The organism is Cyanobium sp. ULC082, from assembly GCF_977927535.1.
Genome location: NZ_OZ376398.1, coordinates 38480 through 57602, shown reverse-complemented (window position 1 = coordinate 57602; position 19123 = coordinate 38480). Strand labels below are relative to the sequence as shown.

At 66.2% G+C, this 19123-nt stretch carries 20 protein-coding genes; 14 read left to right on the top strand and 6 right to left on the bottom strand.

Annotation, left to right across the window (positions count from 1 at the left end; genetic code table 11):
• Positions 1–30: 30 nt before the first annotated feature.
• Positions 31–309: a hypothetical protein gene (locus tag ACXMDY_RS09555; protein WP_457767594.1), complete on the top strand. Its 279-nt coding sequence runs from the start codon at positions 31–33 to the stop codon at positions 307–309.
• A 98-nt stretch (positions 310–407) separates the two neighbouring features.
• On the opposite strand, the gene ACXMDY_RS09550 is transcribed toward ACXMDY_RS09555, so the two are convergent.
• Positions 408–3422, bottom strand: a complete 3015-nt coding sequence (locus ACXMDY_RS09550) for a phycobilisome rod-core linker polypeptide (protein WP_259702049.1) — start codon at positions 3420–3422, stop codon at positions 408–410.
• Between the two features lie 168 nt (positions 3423–3590).
• On the opposite strand from ACXMDY_RS09550, the gene ACXMDY_RS09545 reads away from it, so the two are divergent.
• The 13 genes from ACXMDY_RS09545 to ACXMDY_RS09485 all read left to right on the top strand — a co-directional run bounded on the left by ACXMDY_RS09545 (position 3591) and on the right by ACXMDY_RS09485 (position 13226).
• Positions 3591–4793 carry a class I SAM-dependent methyltransferase gene (locus ACXMDY_RS09545; protein WP_259702050.1) on the top strand — a complete coding sequence of 401 codons (1203 nt, stop codon included), beginning with the start codon at positions 3591–3593 and terminating at the stop codon, positions 4791–4793.
• A gap of 216 nt (positions 4794–5009) precedes the next feature.
• Complete coding sequence (locus ACXMDY_RS09540; protein WP_259702051.1) at positions 5010–5426, top strand: hypothetical protein; 417 nt, start codon at positions 5010–5012, stop codon at positions 5424–5426.
• Positions 5427–5489: 63 nt separating this feature from the next.
• The gene (gene atpB, locus ACXMDY_RS09535) at positions 5490–6218 is read left to right on the top strand and encodes a F0F1 ATP synthase subunit A (RefSeq protein WP_259702052.1); all 729 of its coding nucleotides are present in this window, start codon (positions 5490–5492) and stop codon (positions 6216–6218) included.
• 168 nt (positions 6219–6386) lie between these two features.
• Positions 6387–6635, top strand: a complete 249-nt coding sequence (atpE, locus tag ACXMDY_RS09530; protein ID WP_071801201.1) for an ATP synthase F0 subunit C — start codon at positions 6387–6389, stop codon at positions 6633–6635.
• 90 nt (positions 6636–6725) lie between these two features.
• Positions 6726–7196 carry a F0F1 ATP synthase subunit B' gene (locus tag ACXMDY_RS09525; protein ID WP_259702053.1) on the top strand — a complete coding sequence of 157 codons (471 nt, stop codon included), beginning with the start codon at positions 6726–6728 and terminating at the stop codon, positions 7194–7196.
• A complete protein-coding gene (locus ACXMDY_RS09520; protein ID WP_259702054.1) occupies positions 7193–7738 on the top strand; it encodes a F0F1 ATP synthase subunit B in 546 nt (181 codons plus the stop codon). The genes ACXMDY_RS09525 and ACXMDY_RS09520 overlap by 4 nt, the downstream gene beginning before the upstream one ends.
• A complete protein-coding gene (atpH, locus tag ACXMDY_RS09515; RefSeq protein ID WP_259702055.1) occupies positions 7738–8286 on the top strand; it encodes an ATP synthase F1 subunit delta in 549 nt (182 codons plus the stop codon). The genes ACXMDY_RS09520 and atpH overlap by 1 nt, the downstream gene beginning before the upstream one ends.
• Before the next feature lie 84 nt (positions 8287–8370).
• Entirely contained in the window at positions 8371–9888 is a 1518-nt protein-coding gene (gene atpA, locus ACXMDY_RS09510; protein ID WP_259702056.1) for a F0F1 ATP synthase subunit alpha, read from the top strand.
• A 12-nt stretch (positions 9889–9900) separates the two neighbouring features.
• Entirely contained in the window at positions 9901–10854 is a 954-nt protein-coding gene (locus ACXMDY_RS09505) for a F0F1 ATP synthase subunit gamma (protein WP_259702057.1), read from the top strand.
• A gap of 94 nt (positions 10855–10948) precedes the next feature.
• Positions 10949–11578: a TIGR02466 family protein gene (locus tag ACXMDY_RS09500; RefSeq protein ID WP_399244027.1), complete on the top strand. Its 630-nt coding sequence runs from the start codon at positions 10949–10951 to the stop codon at positions 11576–11578.
• Complete coding sequence (locus tag ACXMDY_RS09495; RefSeq protein ID WP_259702059.1) at positions 11571–11894, top strand: 2Fe-2S iron-sulfur cluster-binding protein; 324 nt, start codon at positions 11571–11573, stop codon at positions 11892–11894. Before ACXMDY_RS09500 ends, ACXMDY_RS09495 begins: the two co-directional genes overlap by 8 nt.
• The gene (locus ACXMDY_RS09490) at positions 11854–12141 is read left to right on the top strand and encodes a hypothetical protein (RefSeq protein ID WP_457767593.1); all 288 of its coding nucleotides are present in this window, start codon (positions 11854–11856) and stop codon (positions 12139–12141) included. The genes ACXMDY_RS09495 and ACXMDY_RS09490 overlap by 41 nt, the downstream gene beginning before the upstream one ends.
• Positions 12132–13226, top strand: coding sequence for a DUF3326 domain-containing protein (locus ACXMDY_RS09485; RefSeq protein ID WP_259702061.1), 1095 nt, complete (start codon positions 12132–12134; stop codon positions 13224–13226). The genes ACXMDY_RS09490 and ACXMDY_RS09485 overlap by 10 nt, the downstream gene beginning before the upstream one ends.
• A gap of 19 nt (positions 13227–13245) precedes the next feature.
• Here the strand turns inward: ACXMDY_RS09485 and ald are convergent, their stop codons facing one another.
• From ald to ACXMDY_RS09460, 5 genes are all read right to left on the bottom strand, one after another.
• Positions 13246–14385, bottom strand: coding sequence for an alanine dehydrogenase (ald, locus tag ACXMDY_RS09480; RefSeq protein ID WP_259702062.1), 1140 nt, complete (start codon positions 14383–14385; stop codon positions 13246–13248).
• A 72-nt stretch (positions 14386–14457) separates the two neighbouring features.
• The gene (locus ACXMDY_RS09475) at positions 14458–16164 is read right to left on the bottom strand and encodes an NAD+ synthase (RefSeq protein ID WP_259702063.1); all 1707 of its coding nucleotides are present in this window, start codon (positions 16162–16164) and stop codon (positions 14458–14460) included.
• Positions 16164–16772, bottom strand: coding sequence for a nicotinate-nucleotide adenylyltransferase (locus tag ACXMDY_RS09470; RefSeq protein WP_259702064.1), 609 nt, complete (start codon positions 16770–16772; stop codon positions 16164–16166). Before ACXMDY_RS09470 ends, ACXMDY_RS09475 begins: the two co-directional genes overlap by 1 nt.
• Positions 16769–18061: a GTP-binding protein gene (locus ACXMDY_RS09465; RefSeq protein ID WP_259702065.1), complete on the bottom strand. Its 1293-nt coding sequence runs from the start codon at positions 18059–18061 to the stop codon at positions 16769–16771. The genes ACXMDY_RS09470 and ACXMDY_RS09465 overlap by 4 nt, the downstream gene beginning before the upstream one ends.
• A complete protein-coding gene (locus tag ACXMDY_RS09460; protein WP_259702066.1) occupies positions 18058–19071 on the bottom strand; it encodes a CNNM domain-containing protein in 1014 nt (337 codons plus the stop codon). The genes ACXMDY_RS09465 and ACXMDY_RS09460 overlap by 4 nt, the downstream gene beginning before the upstream one ends.
• Between the last annotated feature and the right edge of the window lie 52 nt (positions 19072–19123).

Below are 19123 nucleotides of genomic sequence, written 5' to 3'. Positions count from 1 at the left end.
GATAAGGAGACCGAGATCCGGTAGGTAAGGGTGGAATGTCCTGACTGGCTGCTGACCGGCAACCTTGGTGGGGCTGCGCGGTTTGGCTTGAAGCCACGACATGACGACCGAACGGGCCGATCGCTCAATGATTCTGTGGCCAAGGGGCTGCCAGAGCGTGACGGTGGTAACAGTTCTTCACGCCGGGCAGATCTCGGAAACTCCTTTGCTGCCAAGGACTCTGGCGGATTCCTCCACCATCGCCACCCCATGGCAAATCAACGTTTTCACCACGACGATGCTGGCTTGAAGTTGATTTTTTCCAGTTGAATTGCATGCCGAATCAGCATCCCTTTACAGGAATTGATCCGCCATGACAGAACATTCATCCCAGGCAGGTGTGCCTGAGCTTGTTCAGGTGAAGAGGGCTAGATCGCCCCCTTGATCGGTGGGGTCAGCCCCGCATTGCCTGCGTAGAGCGCTGCTGTGCGATTGACAGTGGTGATCGGGATGCCGTTCTCGGTGTCAAGGCCGCGGAGATAGGGGACCGTGTCCCGGCCGAAGCTCTCCGCGTACTCAAGGCTGTTGAGGATGTCATCAAGGGCGGCCCGCTGGCCCTGCTTCGCCCTGGTGGCCAGGAAATGGCTCACCTCCTTGGGTTGGCCGGCCCGGCCCAGCAGGGCCAGGAAGGCTGCGGCGGCTGCCCGCAGCGGGGCCATCTTCAGCAGCCGTTGCTGAAACAGATCTCCTGCTGCGATCAGTCCGACGAATTCCGAAACAGAGAGCTGGGCGTCGCGCAGCTGGGATTCGGCATCGCGGAGCCGCTCCGCTTCAAAGGGGATGCGATTGAGCAGCTGGCGGTAGCTGGCTTCGATCACTTCCTGGAGGGCCGTTTCATCGGCGTCCTGGCGCCAGCTGATCGGCTGCCCGAGTCCAGCCCTTCGGCTGAATCCCTGGGGCCTGGCCCCTTCCAGGGCCTTGGCCATCGCATCACCGGAGACCATTCGGCTGAAGCTGCCAGCGGCCTTGGCTGTCCAGTCACCGGGCTTGGGGCTCCAGCCGCTGGCCTGGGGAGGTGCCTTGGCGGAGCCTGGAGCGGCCCAGGCTGGGGTTGTGAAGGCGCTGACGCCCCGGGGGGTCTTCCAGCGGCGGGTGGGGGCAGGAGGCTCACGCAGGCCCTGGGAAGGCTGGGTGCTCAGGTTGGCGGACGCCGCTTCCCCGCCGCTGATCGCGGCCCGCCAGCTGCCCACCACGCGCTCACGCCGCCGATCCGGCAGGTTGCGGACGGTGAGATCTCCGCTGCCTGTGAACTGGGTTGATGGGGCGACCTGGGGGCGACGCACCGGGGTCAGATCGGCCACTCCAGCGGTCTGGAGCGGCTGGCGCAGGGCGGGAATCCGACGGGCGTTCAGATCGGCCGGGGTGACGAACCGTTCATAGGGGACGGTGTCCTGGCCGAAGGCGTCGTTGTACTCGCGGGTCTCGAGCATGGCGTCGATGACGCCGTAGAAACCCTGGCGGGCCGCGGTGTCGAAGTAGCTGTTGATCTCCCAGCGCCCGAAGGTGGGCCGGCCGATCAGGCGCCGATGCATCACTTCGATGGCCTTGGTGATGTAGAGGCCAGACCAGAAGCGCTTGCGGAACGCGTTGGAGCGGGCCACCTGGCGAATGAACTCCTTGAGGCTGATGTCGCCGTTTTCGAGCTTGATCTCCTCGACGGTGAGCTGTTCGCCGGCATAGCCGGTGGTGCCGAGAATCTGGACATACACGGCCCGGATCACCCCCTGGGTGCTGGCCTCGGTGTTGCGGACGCTCGGCTGGCCACCGCGGCGGGGCACGGAGCCACCGCCTGTGGCGATCTGCTGGAGGCGGACCACCCTGGGGCCCACCCGTCTTGGCGCGGAGGCCCGGAACTGCGGGCTGTCCATCTGGCCGGGCTGGGCCATGCCGTTGCCCACCAGGATCCGGCGCGTGTCGTAGCCGAAAGGCGCCGGCCGCGTGGCCACCGAAGCGGTGCCGGAGGGGAAGATCGCACCGAAGTTGAGACCGAGCGGATCATTGCCCCCGCCATAGACGTGTTGATCGGGCAGGGCCTGCCGGTAGGAGGCGTAGAGGGTGATGTACTGGGGGGCTCCTTCGAAGGGAGCACTGAACCGGAACAGCTTGCGGTTCGATCCCCAGCCGGCGCTCTCCTGGGCTTCTTCGCCGAGGTCACGGAGGTAGGGAACGGTTTCTTCCCCGAACACCTGGCCGTACTCCAGGGTGTTGATCAGGGAATCGACCAGACCGGCCAGGCCCTGGTCGCTGACGATCGCGAAATAGCGGCGGAATTCCTCGATGGAGCTCACACCACGGCCGAGAAAATGGCGGAAGGCGAGCTCAACGACCCGGCTGTTTGAGAACCGTCCGTAGAACTGCTGGCGATACTCCTTGCTGCGGCCCAGGCTGCGGATGAATTCCCGCATCGGCAGTTGCCCCTGGGCCGTCTGGGTGGCCTCCACCGGGCTGATCACCTGGGAATAACCCTTGACGATGTCCCGTTCGAACACCTGGCGATAGGCCGCCCGGATCACCTCGGCCTTCTCCCGGCCGGAGAGGCCCGGCTTCATCACGAAGCGCTGGGGAGTTTCGGCGGCCAGGGCATAGGTGGCCGGCAACTGCAGGCCCTGGTTCTCCGGGCTGCCCAGCCGTTGCCTGGTGGAGGGGGTGGGCACCTCCAGCTCCTTGAGCAGCACGTTGAAGCAGGCGATCACCAGCTCGCGGGCTTTGGGCTCCTGGCGAAAGAGGTTCGCTGCGGCGGCCCGCATCTCCTGGATCGCCACATTGGTTGCGGCAAGGGAACAGCCCTTCTCCAGCACATCCCGAAGTCCACGGGTGTTCACCGCCAGGATGCTGGGGTCGCCGGCGACCACGGCATAGCCCACGTAGCGCAGAAACCAGCCCATGTCGCGCAGCGATTTGCGCATGCGCTCGTTGCCATAACGGGCCACGCTGATCGGGCTGAAGCCGCTGGGCAGAACCACCCGCACGTCGGCGTCAGCCTGGACACCTTCCAGGATCCGGCCGAGCAATCCGCCGCCGCCGATGCCCTGGGCGAAGGTGCGGACGGAGGAGGCCGCTGCGATCTGGTCGGCTGCCAGGGGTGCCGTGGCACCGCTGCTGATCAGGGCAGGCGTGAGCGGAGCATCGAGATAGGAGAGCGGGGTGCCGCCGGCGAAGATCCGGTTGGCGGCCTTGGCCACAATCACATCGGCATTGGCCGACAGGCGACGGGCCGCCTCAAGGCGGATCACGCCGCTGTTGAAAAAAGTGATCAGGGTGTCGAGCTCTCCCTTTTCGGGGAAACGATCCTGTTGCTCCGCCTGACGGACGCTGGAGAGCGGCAGGGTGTCGTAGCGCTGAGGGGAAACCCTGCTGCTGCCGCTGCTGGCGGTCACGGACATGGAGGGGCGTGTACCGGGCCGAATCACGTTACGGCTCAGCTTCGGCCCGCCCCGAAGGCCATGAACAAATGTTTGCAGCAGGGCGTTTCCGCCAGGCGGTGCTGACTGCTCCTCGAGCTGGGTGGGGGAGCATGAAAGGCTCGCCAGACAGCCGGACGACCTTCAGCCATGCCCCAGGCTCCCGCCGATGCCGCCACCCCCGTGGTGAGTGCCTTCTACGACCGTTTCCCCTACCCCGGGGATCCGCTTCAGGATGGTCCGCCGCCCGGATACAACTGGCGCTGGTGCCATGCCGCCGCGTTCAGTGCCTGCACAGGTCGGCTGCCCGGCAAGGGCAGATTGCCACGCATCCTCGATGCGGGCTGCGGCACCGGGGTGAGCACCGACTATCTCGCCCATCTCAATCCCGGCTCCGAGCTTCTCGCCGTGGACATCAGCGCCGGCGCCCTGGATGTGGCGCGTGAGCGCCTGCGCCGCTCCGGGGGGGCTGCCCTGAGCGGCGGCCTGAGGATCGAACAGCGCAGCTTGCTGGATCTGGAGGGTGAAGCACCGTTCGATTACATCAATTCGGTCGGAGTGCTGCATCACCTGCGCGAACCCGAAGCCGGGCTTGCCGCCCTGGCTGATCTGCTGGCCCCCGGCGGGCTGCTGCATCTTTTCCTTTATGCCGATGGGGGGCGCTGGGAGATCCACCGCATTCAGCGCGCCCTTGAGGCTCTGGGGGTCGGAGCCGATCAGGAGGGTCTGCGGCTGGGCCGGATGTTATTGGCGGATCTCCCGGCCACCCATCGGCTGCGTCTCCATCACGAGCAACGCTGGGCCCTCGACACGGCAGCGGATGCCAATTTCGCCGACATGTATCTGCATCCCCAGGAGACGACCTACAACCTCGAGAGGCTGTTCCGCTTCGTGGCCAGCGCCGACCTGGAGTTCGTCTGCTTTTCGAATCCCCGGCAGTGGGATCCGTCGCGGCTGTTGAAAGGGGATCTGCTGGCCCGGGCCCAGGGTCTGCCGCTGCGGCAGCAATGGAGCCTGGTGGAGAGCCTCGATCCGGAGATCAGTCATTTCGAGTTCTTCCTCAGCAAGGGCCCGCTGCTGCAGACCCTCTGGAGCCAGGACGAGGAGTTGATCGCCGCCACGGGTCAGCGCAATCCCTGCCTCTGGGGTTGGCCCGGAGCATCCCTGCTGGATCCCGATCTGCTCCCGCTTGATCTGGAGCCGGATCAGCTGGACTTTCTCAAGGCCCTGGAGCTGGCGGGTGCCACCACACCGCTGGCTGATCTGAACCTGGGCTGGGATCGGCCCCGACTGGCGCGGGTGGCCCGGCAGTGCTGGATTCAACGGCTGCTGTTGCTGGCGCCGCCTGCCTGAAAGCAGCCTGCTGGGGCTGCGTGATAAATTCCGCTCGCCTTTCGCCGAGCTTTTAGGCGTTTGCAGGCTGCTTCTTCGGCAAGTATCAGACCCTCCGGCAGTTCATCTGTTCCAGGAGATTCACCGGTCGGAATCCAAGGTTTTCCAGAACTGCTGGAGCAACCCGCCGATCTGCTCGGTGAGCCCTCCGCATCGGCGGAAAAAAGCTCTGTTCTGGTGCTTGAAGCCGCTCCCACAGCTGCAGGCTCGGCCAGCCCTGGCCTGAGCCAACCCGAGCAGGCCCGATCTCCCGGTGGCCTCGATGACTACGTCCGCCTCCAGAACCGCCTGTTGCTGGCCACCCTGGCTCTGAGCGGAGTGGCCGTGCCCCTGACGGCCGTTCTGTTCGGTTTCGCCCAGGCGATCAGTCTGCTGGTGGGGTCCCTGGCCGGTCTTCTCTACCTGAGAATGCTGGCGCGGAGTGTGGCCCGGCTCGGCTCCGATTCCCGTTCCGTGGGCAAGTCCCAGCTGCTGGTTCCGGTTGTTCTCGTTCTCGCCGCCATCCGCGTTCCTGGCGCCGAAGTGATTCCCGCTCTTGTGGGATTTCTGCTTTACAAGCCGGCGATCCTGATCCAGGCCTTCCTGCCGGCCTAGCTCCCCACGGTTGCTTCGCCTCCCCCACGATCCGTCGCATCCGCGGCACCTCCCTTTCTCTCGATGGTCCCGTTGTCTTTCCCCCTCCCCTTTGCCGAGCTCGAGGTTGGACGACACCTCTACTGGCAGATCGGTGGACTCAAGATCCATGGTCAGGTCTTCCTGAGCTCCTGGCTGGTGATCGGGGCCCTGCTCGCCCTGGTGGTGGCCGGCACCCGCAAGCTGGAGCGGGACCCCCGCGGGGCCCAGAACCTGCTGGAGTTCCTGTGGGAATACCTTCGGGACATCGCCCGCGAGTACATCGGCGAAAAGGCCTATCGCGACTGGCTGCCGTTCATCGGCACGCTTTTCCTGTTCATCTTCGTGAGCAACTGGGGCGGCGCCCTGGTTCCCTGGAAGTTGATTCATCTGCCCAGTGGTGAGCTCGGAGCCCCCACCGCCGACATCAACACAACGATCGCCCTTGCTCTGCTGGTTTCGCTGGCCTACTTCTACGCCGGGTTGAGCCGCAAAGGATTCCGCTACTTCGAGTATTACGTGGAGCCGACGCCGATCATGCTCCCATTCAAGATCGTCGAAGATTTCACCAAACCCCTGTCGCTTTCCTTCCGTCTGTTCGGCAACATTCTCGCCGATGAGCTTGTGGTGGCTGTTCTGGCTTTCCTGGTGCCCCTGATCGTCCCACTCCCGGTGATGTTCCTCGGACTCTTCACCAGCGCCATCCAGGCCCTGATCTTCGCCACCCTGGCCGCCTACTACATCGGCGAGGCCGTCCACGAGGAGGCCCACTGACGACGGGCCCCAGGACGGGCCTTCCGATCGGAGCGTCTCAGCTCCACCCTCTGCTAAAACACCTGCGCGCAGGTCCGGTCGATTCCGGGCCCATCTCCCTCCGGTGAGATGTCCCCGGCGCCAGCTCCAACCCGCGCTCACCGGCGCCCCCCATCCCTTCGTTCCACCATGGATTCCATTACTTCCGCTGCGTCTGTTGTGGCTGCTGGTCTGGCCGTCGGCCTCGGCTCGATCGGTCCTGGCATCGGCCAGGGCACAGCTTCCGGCGGAGCCGTCGAAGGCATCGCCCGTCAGCCCGAGGCTGAAGGCAAGATCCGCGGCACCCTGCTGCTCTCCCTGGCTTTCATGGAATCGCTGACCATCTACGGCCTGGTGGTGGCTTTGGTGCTGTTGTTCGCCAACCCGTTCGCCGGTTGACGGCGAACGGTTGACCGCTTCATCACCTGTTCACTCCGCCGGGGATTTGTCCACGGCGAGCCTTCCTGATCTTTCCAGCGTTCCTGCCCCATGACCAGCTGGTTTCTGTTCGCCGCTGCCGGAGCCCCGGAAGGAGGTCTTTTCGACCTCGATGCCACCCTTCCCCTGATGGCGATTCAGGTGGTGGTTCTCACGTTCATTCTCAACGCCCTGTTTTTCCGACCTGTCGGACGCAACGTGGAAGCGAGAGAGAGCTTTCTGGCCACCACCCGCACTGATGCCAAGCAGAAGGTGCTTCAGGCCCAGCGCCTCGAGGCTGATCTGTCCAACCAGCTCAAGGAGGCCAGGCAGAAAGCCCAGTCTCTGGTTGTCGATGCTGAGGAGGAGATGGACAAGCTCTACCGCGCTGCCCTGGCCTCTGCTCAGGCTGAGGCCAATGCCAGCCGGGAGGTGGCCCGGCGTGAAATCGACCGTGAGCGGAAGCAGGCCCTTGGGCAACTGAAGGCTGATGCAGAGTTGCTCGGTGACCAGATCGTTCAACGTCTGCTGGCCGCAACATGATCGCCATTCCCTTTGCCCTTTCCGGTCTGATGCCCACCTGGCTGGCCGTTGAAGGAGGTTTCGGTCTCAACCTCGATCCGTTCGAGACCAACATCATCAACCTTGCCATCGTCATCGCTGGCCTGGTCTGGTTTCTTCCCAAGGTGATGGGCTCCATCCTGGAGCGCCGCCGCGGCGCCATCCTCGCCGATCTCGAAGACGTCGAACGCCGGCTGCAGGAGGCGAATGCCGCCCTGCTCACCGCCCAGCAGGACCTGGCGGCTGCTCAGGCCAAGGCCGAACAGATCCGGATCGAAGGCAAGGCCAGGGCGGACGCCATTCGCCTGGACAGCGAGCAGCGCACCGTCGAGGAGATGGCCAGGCTCAAGCAGTCGGCTGCCGCCGACCTCGGTTCCGAAGCCGCCAGGGTCAGTGAACAGCTCCGCCGGGAGGCGGCACGCCGTGCGATCGAGCGGGCTCTCGATGTGCTTCCTGGCAAGCTCGATGCCAAAAGTCAGTCCCTGCTGATCGATCGCTCCATCAACACCCTGGGGAAAGGCTGATGCCGTTGCTCAATTCGATCGCCTCTCCCTACGCCGACGCCCTGCTTCAGGTCTCTGATCAACGTCAGGAAGCTGACCTGGTGGCCGAGCAGGCCAAACAGATTCTGGAGCTCTGGCAGGCTTCTCCCGAGCTTCGCGACACGATGACGTCTCCGGTGATCGAACCGGACGCCAAGAAGGGAGCTCTGGTTGCCCTGTTCAACGATCAGGTGACACCCTCCCTGCTCAACCTCATGCAGTTGATGGCAGATCGCCAGCGCATCTCCCTGCTTGATGCTGTTCTGGTGAGGTTTCTCGAGCTCTTTCGTGAGCAGAGAGGGATCTCCCTGGCCAGTGTCATCTCAGCCACTCCGCTCAGCGAAGCCCAGCAGGACAAACTGAGAGCCAAGGTGAAGGCCGTGGCCGGCACTGAATCGGTCGAGTTCGATCTCAGCGTTGATCCTGCTCTGATCGGTGGCTTCGTCGTCAGCCTGGGTTCCCAGGTGATCGATGCGAGCCTGGCCGGTCAGGTCAGGCGGCTCGGCCTTGCCTTGGCCAAGGCCGGCTAGATCTCGCCCTGCGGTTCTCCATCCAGTTCCCTTTCCCTTCCATCCCTCCTCTTCCATCGCCTCCCCGAGCGGGGATCTGAATCCATGGTTTCCATCCGTCCCGACGAGATCAGCGCCATCCTCAAGCAGCAGATCGAGGACTATGACAAGTCCGTTTCGATCAGCAACGTCGGAACCGTTCTGCAGGTGGGTGACGGCATCGCCCGCGTTTACGGGCTCCAGCAGGCCATGGCTGGCGAGCTGCTGGAGTTCGAGGACGGCACGGAAGGGATTGCCCTCAACCTCGAGGACGACAACGTCGGCGCCGTGCTGATGGGCGAAGGTCTTGGGATTCAGGAGGGCAGCACCGTCAAGGCTTCCGGTCGGATCGCCGAGGTGCCCGTCGGCGAAGCGATGCTCGGCCGGGTGATCAATCCTCTCGGTCTGCCGCTGGATGGCAAGGGGGAGATCGCCACCACCGAAACCAGGCTGATCGAATCGATGGCCCCCGGCATCATTCAACGCAAGTCCGTCCATGAGCCGATGCAGACCGGCATCACCGCGATCGACGCGATGATCCCGATCGGACGCGGCCAGCGTGAGCTGATCATCGGTGACCGGCAGACGGGCAAAACCGCCATCGCCATCGACACCATCCTCAACCAGAAGGGGGAGGACGTGGTCTGCGTCTACGTGGCGATCGGTCAGAAGTCCGCTTCCGTCGCCAACGTGGTCGACGTGCTGCGTGAGCGCGGCGCCCTTGATTACACGGTGGTGGTGGCGGCCAGTGCGTCTGAGCCTGCCGCCCTTCAATACCTCGCCCCGTACACCGGTGCCGCGATTGCCGAGTACTTCATGTACAAGGGCAAGGCCACCCTGGTCGTTTACGACGACCTCACCAAGCAGGCCCAGGCCTACCGCCAGATGTCGCTGCTGCTGCGCCGCCCGCCCGGCCGCGAGGCTTATCCCGGTGACGTGTTCTACTGCCACAGCCGCCTGCTCGAGCGGGCCGCCAAGCTGTCCGATGCCATGGGCAAAGGCAGCATGACCGCCCTGCCGATCATCGAAACCCAGGCCGGTGACGTCTCGGCCTACATCCCCACCAACGTGATCTCGATCACCGACGGCCAGATCTTCCTCACCTCGGATCTGTTCAACTCGGGCCTCCGGCCAGCGATCAACGTGGGCATCTCGGTGAGCCGGGTCGGCGGCGCTGCCCAGACCAAGGCGATCAAGAAGATCGCCGGCACCCTCAAGCTGGAACTGGCCCAGTTCGATGAACTGGCGGCGTTCTCCCAGTTCGCCTCCGACCTCGATGCCACCACCCAGAAGCAGCTGGGCCGTGGCAAGCGCCTGCGCGAACTGCTCAAGCAGCCCCAGTTCAGCCCCCTGATCCTCGCCGAGCAGGTTGCGGTGGTCTATGCAGGCGTCAAGGGCCTGATTGATGAAATTCCCGTCGATCAGTGCACCATGTTCGTGCGTGAATTGCGTGAGTATCTGAAGTCGAATGCTTCGGCCTTCGTGGAGCAGGTGCAGACCGACAAACAGATGAGCGAGGCTTCCGAGGAACTGCTCAAGGCAGCGATCAATGAAGTGAAATCCACCCTGCTCGCCACCGCCTGAGGCACCTGAACCATGGCCAACCTCAAGGAAATCCGCGACAGGATCAGTTCGGTCAAGAACACCCGCAAGATCACCGAGGCCATGCGCCTCGTCGCTGCGGCCAAGGTCAGGCGGGCCCAGGAGCAGGTGCTCCGCTCACGGCCCTTCGCCGATCGCCTCGCCCGCATGCTGGAGAACCTCCAGTCGCGGCTCCGCTTAGAAGATGTGAGCGGCACGCCCCTGCTTGAGCAGGAGCGTCCCCTGCGCCACATCACCCTCGTTGTGGTGAGCGCCGATCGCGGCCTCTGTGGCGGTTACAACGCCAGCATCATCAAGCGCAGCGAGCAGCGTTTCGCTGAGCTCACCGGCAAGGGCTTCACCGTTGAGATGGTGCTGATCGGTCGCAAGGCCACCGCCTATTTCAAGAACCGTTCTTATCCCATCCTCGCTACCTTCACGGGGCTGGAGCAGGTTCCAACCGCCGAGGATGCTGGCCGGATCGGTGATGAGATTCTGGCTGAATTCCTTTCAGGCAGCACCGACCGCGTCGAGATGATCTACACCAAATTCGTCAATCTGGTCAGCAGTGCTCCCGTCGCCCAGACCCTGCTCCCCCTGGATCCCCAGGGGATCGCTGCCCAGGACGACGAGATCTTTCGACTCACCACCCGCGAAGGTCAGCTTGCTGTCGAGAAGGGCCCGTCCGGTGTCAACGAAGTGCCGCCGCTCCAGCCTGAATTCGTGTTTGAGCAGAGTCCGGATCAATTGCTCAATGCTCTGCTGCCGCTCTACCTCGATAACCAGTTGCTCCGTTCTCTCCAGGAGGCCGCGGCCAGCGAGCTGGCCAGTCGGATGACGGCGATGAACAACGCCAGCGACAACGCCAAGGAGCTCGCCAAGACTCTCACCCTTGATTACAACAAGGCTCGGCAGGCGGCCATCACCCAGGAGATCCTGGAAGTGGTGGGTGGTTCGGCGATGGGTTGAGCTGACACTTCAGATCCAGCCCCTGTTCCCTCTGGCGCTTGGTCGTGTCCGGCTGGGCCCAGATCCGCTTGTCACCGCCGTTATGATGCAGGCGGTGCTGAAGCTGCGTGGTTCGGTCCGCAGCAATCCCGATCCCGGTTGTGCCTGGACCGGTGATCTCAACGGGGTCTGGCAGGTCCATCTGCTGCCGGAGTTTGATTGGCTGCGCCACCGGGTGGAGGCGGAGGCCTGGCATTACCTCGAAGCTCTCGGCTTTGAGCTGAACCAGGTGGATCTGTTCATCCAGCGCGCCTGGCCAGTGGTGAGCGAGCAGGGTCTGGAGGTGGGGCGGCACCACCACCCCAATGCCCATCTCAGTGCGGTGTTCTATCTCAATGGTGATGGCAGTGGGCTCGGTGGTGCGCTGCGGCTGTTCGCGCCCCGACAGGTGAATGAGCTGGTGCCTGGTCTCGGTGTCGGCCATGGCGGCCCGATCGCCGTAGAGCATCCCCTCAATGCCCCCTGGCTGGATGTGGCCCCTGAAGCTGGGCTGCTGGTTCTGTTCCCGGCCAGCACCGACCATGCCGTCACCGTCAATCAGGATGGCGAGAACGTGCGCCTGTCGATCAGTTTCGATCTGTTCCTCTGCGCCCGTGCCCGACCGGATCGAGCGAATCCTGCTTCCGAGTACCTGGCCCCCCACCCCGAACACTGGACCCCCCTCTCATCTGCCCGCCATGCCTGAAAGCTTCACTGTCGTCGCCGAGCTGGGCGGCACCCTGCACACCTTCCCCTGCCGTGATGATCAGACCGTGCTGGCGGCGGCCGAGCTGGCGGGCGTCCCCTTGCCCAGTTCCTGTTGTGCGGGCGTCTGCACCACCTGCGCGGCCAGGATTCGAGCGGGCTCGGTGGATCAGTCAGAGGCGATGGGGGTGAAGGCGGAGCTCCAGAGCGAAGGTTTCGCCCTTCTGTGCGTGTCCTATCCCCGCAGCGATCTGAACCTGCTGGCGGGTCAGGAGGATGCCCTCTATCAACGGCAGTTCGGCCAGTTCCAGTCGTGAGCAGGGTTTCTGGAAGCCGGCGGCCCGTCACTCCGCGGTGTCGATGAGGCTCGAAGCGTTGGAGGTCTGGCTGGAGGCCGCTCCGGGTCCGCTGCTTCCCCAGCTTCTCGCTGCCCTGGCCCACCACGGTGAACCGCTGCGCTGGTCCGTCACCGCCGTTGAGCCGCAGGGGGCGGCAGGGGCTGGCTCCGGCCACCAGTCAGGCCGCCGGCGACTCCGGCTCGAGGCGATCATGCTGTGTTCCTAGCTTCCGCGGCGCCACTCCCCACCCTGCTGGTGATCCCGACCGGGATCGGTTGCCGCATCGGTGGATTTGCCGGAGATGGGCTGCCGGCGGCCCGGTTGCTGGCGGCTGCCAGTGGTTGCCTGATCAGCCATCCCAACGTGCTGAACGGAGCCGCCCTCTACTGGAGCGACCCTCGCTTTCACTACGTCGAAGGCTGGGCGCTCAACCGCTTCGCCCGGGGCGAACTGGCCCTGGCTCCGGTGCGTCGTCAACGGGTGGGTCTGCTGCTGGATGCGGGGATCGAGCCGGACCTGCGGCTGCGCCATCTGCAGGTCGCCGATGCCTGCAGGGCCACCCTTGGCCTGTCGATCGGCCCTGTGGTGATCACCGATCAGCCGGTTGAGGTGGCTCTGACCCGGGGGGGCAGTGGGGCGAGCTGGGGACAGCTGGGCCATCCCGAGACGTTGCTGCGCGGTGCCGAGCGGCTCCGCCGGGAAGGGGCAACAGCCATCGCGGTGGTCACCCGTTTCCCCGACGAGGCCGGCAGTGAGGCCCTGCAGGCTTACCGGCAGGGGAGCGGCGTGGACGCCCTGGCGGGAGCCGAGGCGGTGATCAGTCACCTGCTGGGCTGGCGGCTTGGCCTGCCCTGTGCCCACGCACCTGCCCTGGCGCCGCTGCCCCCGGAGCCGGAGCTTGATCCACGCGCTGCCGCTGAGGAACTGGCCCACACCTTTCTGGCCTGTGTCCTGGTGGGGCTGAGCCGTGCACCAAACCTGATCCGGCTCGGATCAGCCTTCGCCGCCGCCGCTGCACCGGTTGACTCGGCGGATCTTCTCCATCCCAGCCGGATCGGGGCGGTGGTGGCTCCGGCCGGTGCCCTGGGCGGCGAGGCCGTGCTCAGCTGCGCAGAGCGCGGGATCCCCCTGATCGTCGTTGAGGGCAATCCCTCTCTGCTGTCCGTCACGGCGGAAGCCCTGGGCCTGGAGGCGCTCGCCGTGGCCAGCTACGCGGAGGCGGCCGGCCTGGTGCTGGCCCTGCGGGAGGGGCTGGCGCCCGAATCGCTCAGCCGCCCCCTGGTGCCCCTGCGGCCCCTGGAGGCTGGTTGAACGTTGCGAGGGGGCACCATCAGCGCAGGCAGGCCATGGGATGGCGGGTCGGCACCCCCAGGGCCTTGGCCACGCCGGGGTGGCAGACCGCCCCGTCGACGGTGTTGAGCCCCGAGAGCAGTTCGGGTCGTTCGGTGACCGCCTCCAGCAGTCCCCGACCGGCGATCCCGACGATGTAGGGAAGCGTGACGCTCACCAGGGCTTCGGTGGAGGTGAAGGGCACCGCTCCGGGCATGTTGCCGACGGCGTAGTGCTGCACCCCGTGGATCGTGACGACAGGATCGGTATGGGTGGTTTCGCGGCTGGTGGCGATGCAGCCCCCCTGGTCGATCGCCACATCGACGATCACGGAACCGGGCTTCATCTGCTGCACCAGGTCTTCCTCCACCAGGGTCGGTGCCCGGCCGCCGGGGGTGAGCACGGCCCCGATCAGCAGATCGGCGCTCGGCACCAGCCGCTCGATCAGGCCACGGCTGCTCACCAGGCTGACCAGACGGCCGCAGCGGTCGGTTTCGAGGTTGCGCAGTCGCTGCGGGGTGTGATCCAGCAGCAGCACCTCGGCATCCATGGCCGCCGCCAGCCTGGCCGCGTTCCATCCCACCGTGCCGGCTCCGAGCACCACGACGCGGGCGGGACGCACGCCGGTGCAGCCTCCGATCAGCACCCCGCGGCCGCCATGGGGTTTCTCGAGCAGATGGGCTCCCACCTGCGCCGCCAGCCGACCGGCGATTTCGCTCATCGGAGCGAGCAGGGGAAGGTTGCCGTTGTCGAGTTGCACCGTTTCGTAGGCCACCCCGGTGGTGCCGGCCTCGAGCAGGGCACGGCCCACCTCCGGGTAGGCCGCCAGATGGAGGTAGGTGAACAGCACCAGGTCGTCGCGGAGCAGATCGAACTCCTCCCGCTGCGGTTCCTTCACCTTGACGACCAGGTGAGCGGACCAGGCCTCCTCACGGCTCACCAGGCGGGCGCCGGCCGTGGCGTAGTGCGCATCGCTGATGCCTGCCCCGGTGCCCGCGCCAGCCTGGACAAGCACTTCCAGGCCATTCGAGACCAGCTCCCTCACCCCGTCGGGAGTGAGGGCCACCCGTTGCTCATCGCGCTTGATTTCGGTCGGAACGCCGATGCTCGCGATCGGTGCCGCCGGGCCTTTGGTTGCCATGCAACTCAGTAGCTGCATTCAGGTTGGCGGACATCGGGGCCAACTGCAGGGATTTGATCTGGAATCCCTTCCTCAGATCGGTCCGGAGGCGATCGGCATCCGCCAGCCACTGCCGAAGGCGCGGCCGCTCACCTTGAGCAGGGGGGCGGCCTGACGTCGCTTGAATTCGGCCAGGCGCAGCATTCTGTGCACACGCCTGGCCAGGCTGGCCTCGATGCCGGCGGCAATCAGCTCCTCAGGCGCCCGCAGGTCTTCGATCAACGCCTTGAGCAGTGGATCGAGCTGGTTGTAGTCGGGCAGCGAATCCGTATCGAGCTGTCCGGGGCGCAGTTCGGCGCTGGGTGGCTTGTCGCGGATGGCGCTGCCGATCAGTTCGGCAGCGGCTGGCAGGCCGTAGCTGCGGCGGCAGGCTGCCGATGCTTCTGAATCAAGCCAGGTGCAGAGCCGGAACACCGTGGTTTTGTAGAGGTCTCCGATCACGGCAAGTCCGCCGTTCATGTCGCCGTAGAGGGTGCAGTACCCCACCGCCAGCTCGGATTTGTTGCCGGTTGAGAGCAGCAACTGGCCCTGCTGATTGGCCATCGCCATCAACAACGTGCCACGGATGCGCGACTGGAGGTTCTCGGCCGTCAGGCCATCCGGTGGGCTGCCGAACGGGCTTTCCAGGGCCTGATCGAAGCTCTCCATCAGGCCGCTGATCGGCACGACGTGATGGGGGATGCCGAGCCGGCCGGCCAGGGCGATCGCATCGTGGCGGGATCCTGCCGAGCTGTAGGGGGAGGGCATCAGCAGGGCCGCGACCCGCTCCCCACCCAGCGCCGCCGCGGCGATCACCGCCACCAGAGCGGAATCGATTCCACCGCTCAGTCCCAGCAGGGCCCGCTCGAAGCCGCATTTGCGGGCATAGTCGCCCAGGCCCAGCACCAGCACCCGGAACAACTGCTCCAGGGGCTCCGGTTCCTGCAGCGCCACGGCGGCCGCTTGCTGAAGGCAGTCGGCCGCCGTGGAGGGCATCGACCAGAAGGCCAGGCCCGCCCTGGCGCAGGGGAGCTGCAGCAGGATCTGACCAGCGGCATCGACGACGAAGCTGGCGCCATCGAAGACCAGTTCGTCGTTTCCCCCCACCTGATTCACATACACCACCGGACAGCCCAGCCGCGCGGCGGCGGCGGCGGCCAGGCTGCGCCGCAGCGTCGGTTTCCCCTGCACGAATGGCGAGGCGGAAAGGTTCAGCAGCAGATCGGGTTGATGCGGCAGCAGCGCGGCGATCGGATCCGGACCGGCCAGACGGTGTCCCAGCACCTCCTCCTCCACCCAGAGGTCTTCGCAGATGCTGAGGCCGATCCGCCAGCACCGGCCGCGTCGCTCCAGCTCCAGGAGGCAGGGTTGATCGGCGGGGCGGAAATAGCGCCGCTCATCGAAGACGTCGTAGCTGGGCAGCAGCCGCTTGCGGGCAACGATGCGCCAGGTGCCCTGCTCCAGCAGGGCAACCGCATTGTGCAGCGACGGTTGTTGCTCGCCGGGCAGGGGCTCGGCCACCCCCACCAGCACGGCCAGGCCAGGGGGGAGCGCAGCGGCCAGTTCCTCCAGAACCCTGGCCTGCTCCAGCAGCAGGGCAGGCCGCAGCAGCAGATCCCGGGGCGGGTAACCCCAGAGGGAAAGCTCCGGACTGATCACCAGGTCGGCCGCCGCCGCCTGCCGGCAACAGTCGAGCAGCATGGCCGCATTGCCGTGAAGGTCGCCGACCAGCGGGTTGGTCTGGGCCAGGGCGAGACGCATCAGGGCTGGCGGCGGCTGGGGGATGGCAGGGGGTCGAAGCCGTACAGGTTTCGCTTGTGCAGCATGGGCCAGAGCTCCTTCGGCACCAGTTCAGGCTCGCGCTGAAGGCGGATCTCGGAGCTGGCGGTGGCTGGAATCTGCAGAGGGAGGAGGTCCAGCTGGCCGCCCAGCCGGCGCAGGACTTCCAGATCGGCCGGCTGTACGGGCCAGCCCAGGCGTGGCACCACCGCCAGCCGAGCCAGATCCAGGATGGCCTCCACGGCATGCCAGCGGTGAATCTGGGGCAGCAGATCACTGCCGACCGCGAACACCAGGGTTGCTTCCGGCCAGAGCCGCCGGGCCCGTTCCAGGGTGTCGAGTGCCCGCGGGCTGCTCAGGTTTTGGGCCATCTGGATCCTGGGGTTGGCCAGGCCGTCCACCAGCGCCTGGAGCAGGGCGGCACGATCGGGCAGCGACGCCCCGTGCTGCTTGAAGGGGTTGTCACTGGCCCAGGTGCGCACGCGGGGATACTGCCGGGCCAGGCCTTCCAGCAGGGCGCGATGGCCCAGGGTCGGGGGGTCGGCGCTGGTGCCGAACAGGGCCAGTTCCTGGCTCTCAGGCTCGGTCATGGCCAGTGCAGCAACCACTGGCGCACCTGGGGATCCTGGGCGGCCAGGCGCCGCAACAGCCCGGCTGGGCCGCCCGGCCCCTTCCGGGCCCCTTCCTGCAGTTCCGCCGCCGCCAGCTCACCGGTGCGTCGCGTGGTGTGCACGGCCAGGGCCGCCTGGGCCAGGGCGACGGGGGCGGCAGGGGCCAGGGACAGGCCACCGCTGAACGGTGCCGCGAGCAGGAGAACCTGGCGAAGGCTTCCCAGCAGGAGCTGGATGCCGAGCTGGGCTCCACCCAGCAGGGCACCGTGACCGGAAAGGCGGCTCAGCAGCCGCCGGGCCTGGGCTCCGTTGAGGCTCAGTCCGTAGAGCCGACAAAGCTGCATCACCAGGGCCGTGTCCACGGCCATCGAGCCAGCCAGATCCAGGAGCACCAGGGGGTTGGCCGCCACGCCGGTGGCCTTGAGGGCGGCGAAGCGGCCGATCAGGCTGTGGGCGGCCTGGCGATGGTGGCGCAGTCGCCAGTCCTGGAGTCGTCGGCTGAAGCGATCCCCGGCCCGCAGGCTGTTGAGGGCGAGCAGCAGCGGACCATGGCTTGCCACCAACGCCAGCAGTCGGTCCTTGAGGGGGCCGATCGCTGCTGGCCCGGCTTCGCTGCGGACACGGCCATCCTCCAGAAGGGTCGCCAGTCGCGGTGCCGCCGAGACGGCCAGCAGCTCCAGGTCCCGGGCTGCGGCGGGCAGTCGGCTGCGGATGCTGGCCAGCAGAGCGTCCCGCTCGCTGGCTGGCCAGCAGTCGATCCGGTTGACGACCAGCAGCATCGGCTTGCCAAGACGCAACAACTGCTCCAGTGCCTCGAGCTCGGTGGAGGTGAGGTCGCCCTCGACCACGAACAGCACCAGATCGGCCCCCAGGGCCACCCGGGCGGCCAGGCGGTGCCGGGCTGGTGCGGCCACCTCATCGATGCCCGGTGTGTCGATCAGATCGACCCCGGCCAGGCCCGCGAAGGGGAGATCCCAGGCTTCATGCTGCTGGAGCCTGGTGCTGCCGTGGGCCAGGTCGGTGGCAAAGCGTGGCTGGCCCAGCAGGGCGTTGAGCAGGCTCGACTTGCCCACTCCCACCCGGCCGAACACCGCCAGGTGCAGTCGTCGCTGCACCAGACGCTTCAGCTGACGGTCGAGGGCGACCAGCTCCGGGGCAAGGGCCGACCTTTCCCGCGCGCTCATCGCCAGCTCCGAGCGCCAGCGTTGCAGCAGCTGCTCGCTGCGGGTGATGGTGTCGGGCCTGGCAACGCTGGAGGAACGGCTCATGGGATCGACTCCCCAGCCGCCTGGGGACGACGCCACCAGCCGGCGAGCACGGCCAGCACGGCATCGGCGCCGATCACCCCGACAAAGCCGCCGTGTTCATCGACCACGACCCGAACCGAATGGCTGTTGCGTCGGAAGGCGGTGAGCAGCCGGTCGGCCCGGATCATTTCCGGAACATATTCCACCGGAATGGTCAGGCTGAGGGCGGTGACCTGGCCGCGCCCTTCGACCAGGGCGCCGAGCAGGCTCTCCCGGCTCGCCACCCCCAGCACCTCATCCACCTCCTCGCCCAGCACCACCCACCAGGGAGCGCTGTTGCCGAGCAGCTCGTCGCTGACGCTCTCAAGCCTGGCCTGGGCGGAGAGAGTGGGCGCGGAGACCCGCGGAACCATCAGATCCCTGGCGGTCAGGTCGTTGAGCTGGAACACCTTGCCGATCATCGCCGCCTCATCGGCCTCGATCTGGCCGGTGCGGGAGCCGAGCCTGGCCAGCAGACGAATCTCCTCCTCATCGGTGGTGAGCTCGCTCTCGGCGGTGATCGCCGGCATCAGCCGCTCCAGCACCAGCACCAGCGGCAGCATCAGTTTCAGCACCATTCCGACGGTGGCGGCGCTGCCCAGGGCGATCGGCAGGGCCATGCGGCTGCCGATCGCCTTGGGCAGGATTTCGCCCAGCAAGATCACCAGCACGGTGAGACCGACCGAGAACAGCGGCAGGGCGATGCGGTCGATGCCCTGGGAGGAGAACACCCAGCCGGCATAACTGCCCAGCATCAGGCTGCCGAAGATGTTGAAGCCGTTGTTGAGGATGACGAGCACCGCCAGGGCACGGCCCATCCGGTTCTTGAGGGAGAGCAGGGCCAGGGCACCCCGCACCGGCCTGGGCCGGCTGGCCAGCTCATGCACCCGCAGCGGGTTCACCGTCAGCATGGCGGCTTCGACACCGGAGCAGACTGCGGAACCGACCAGAATGAAGACCACCAGCGCGGCCAGACCAAGCAGCCCGTTCATGTTCGAAATGCCGAATCTGCAGGCTTCTGCATCCACCACCACACCACTCTGA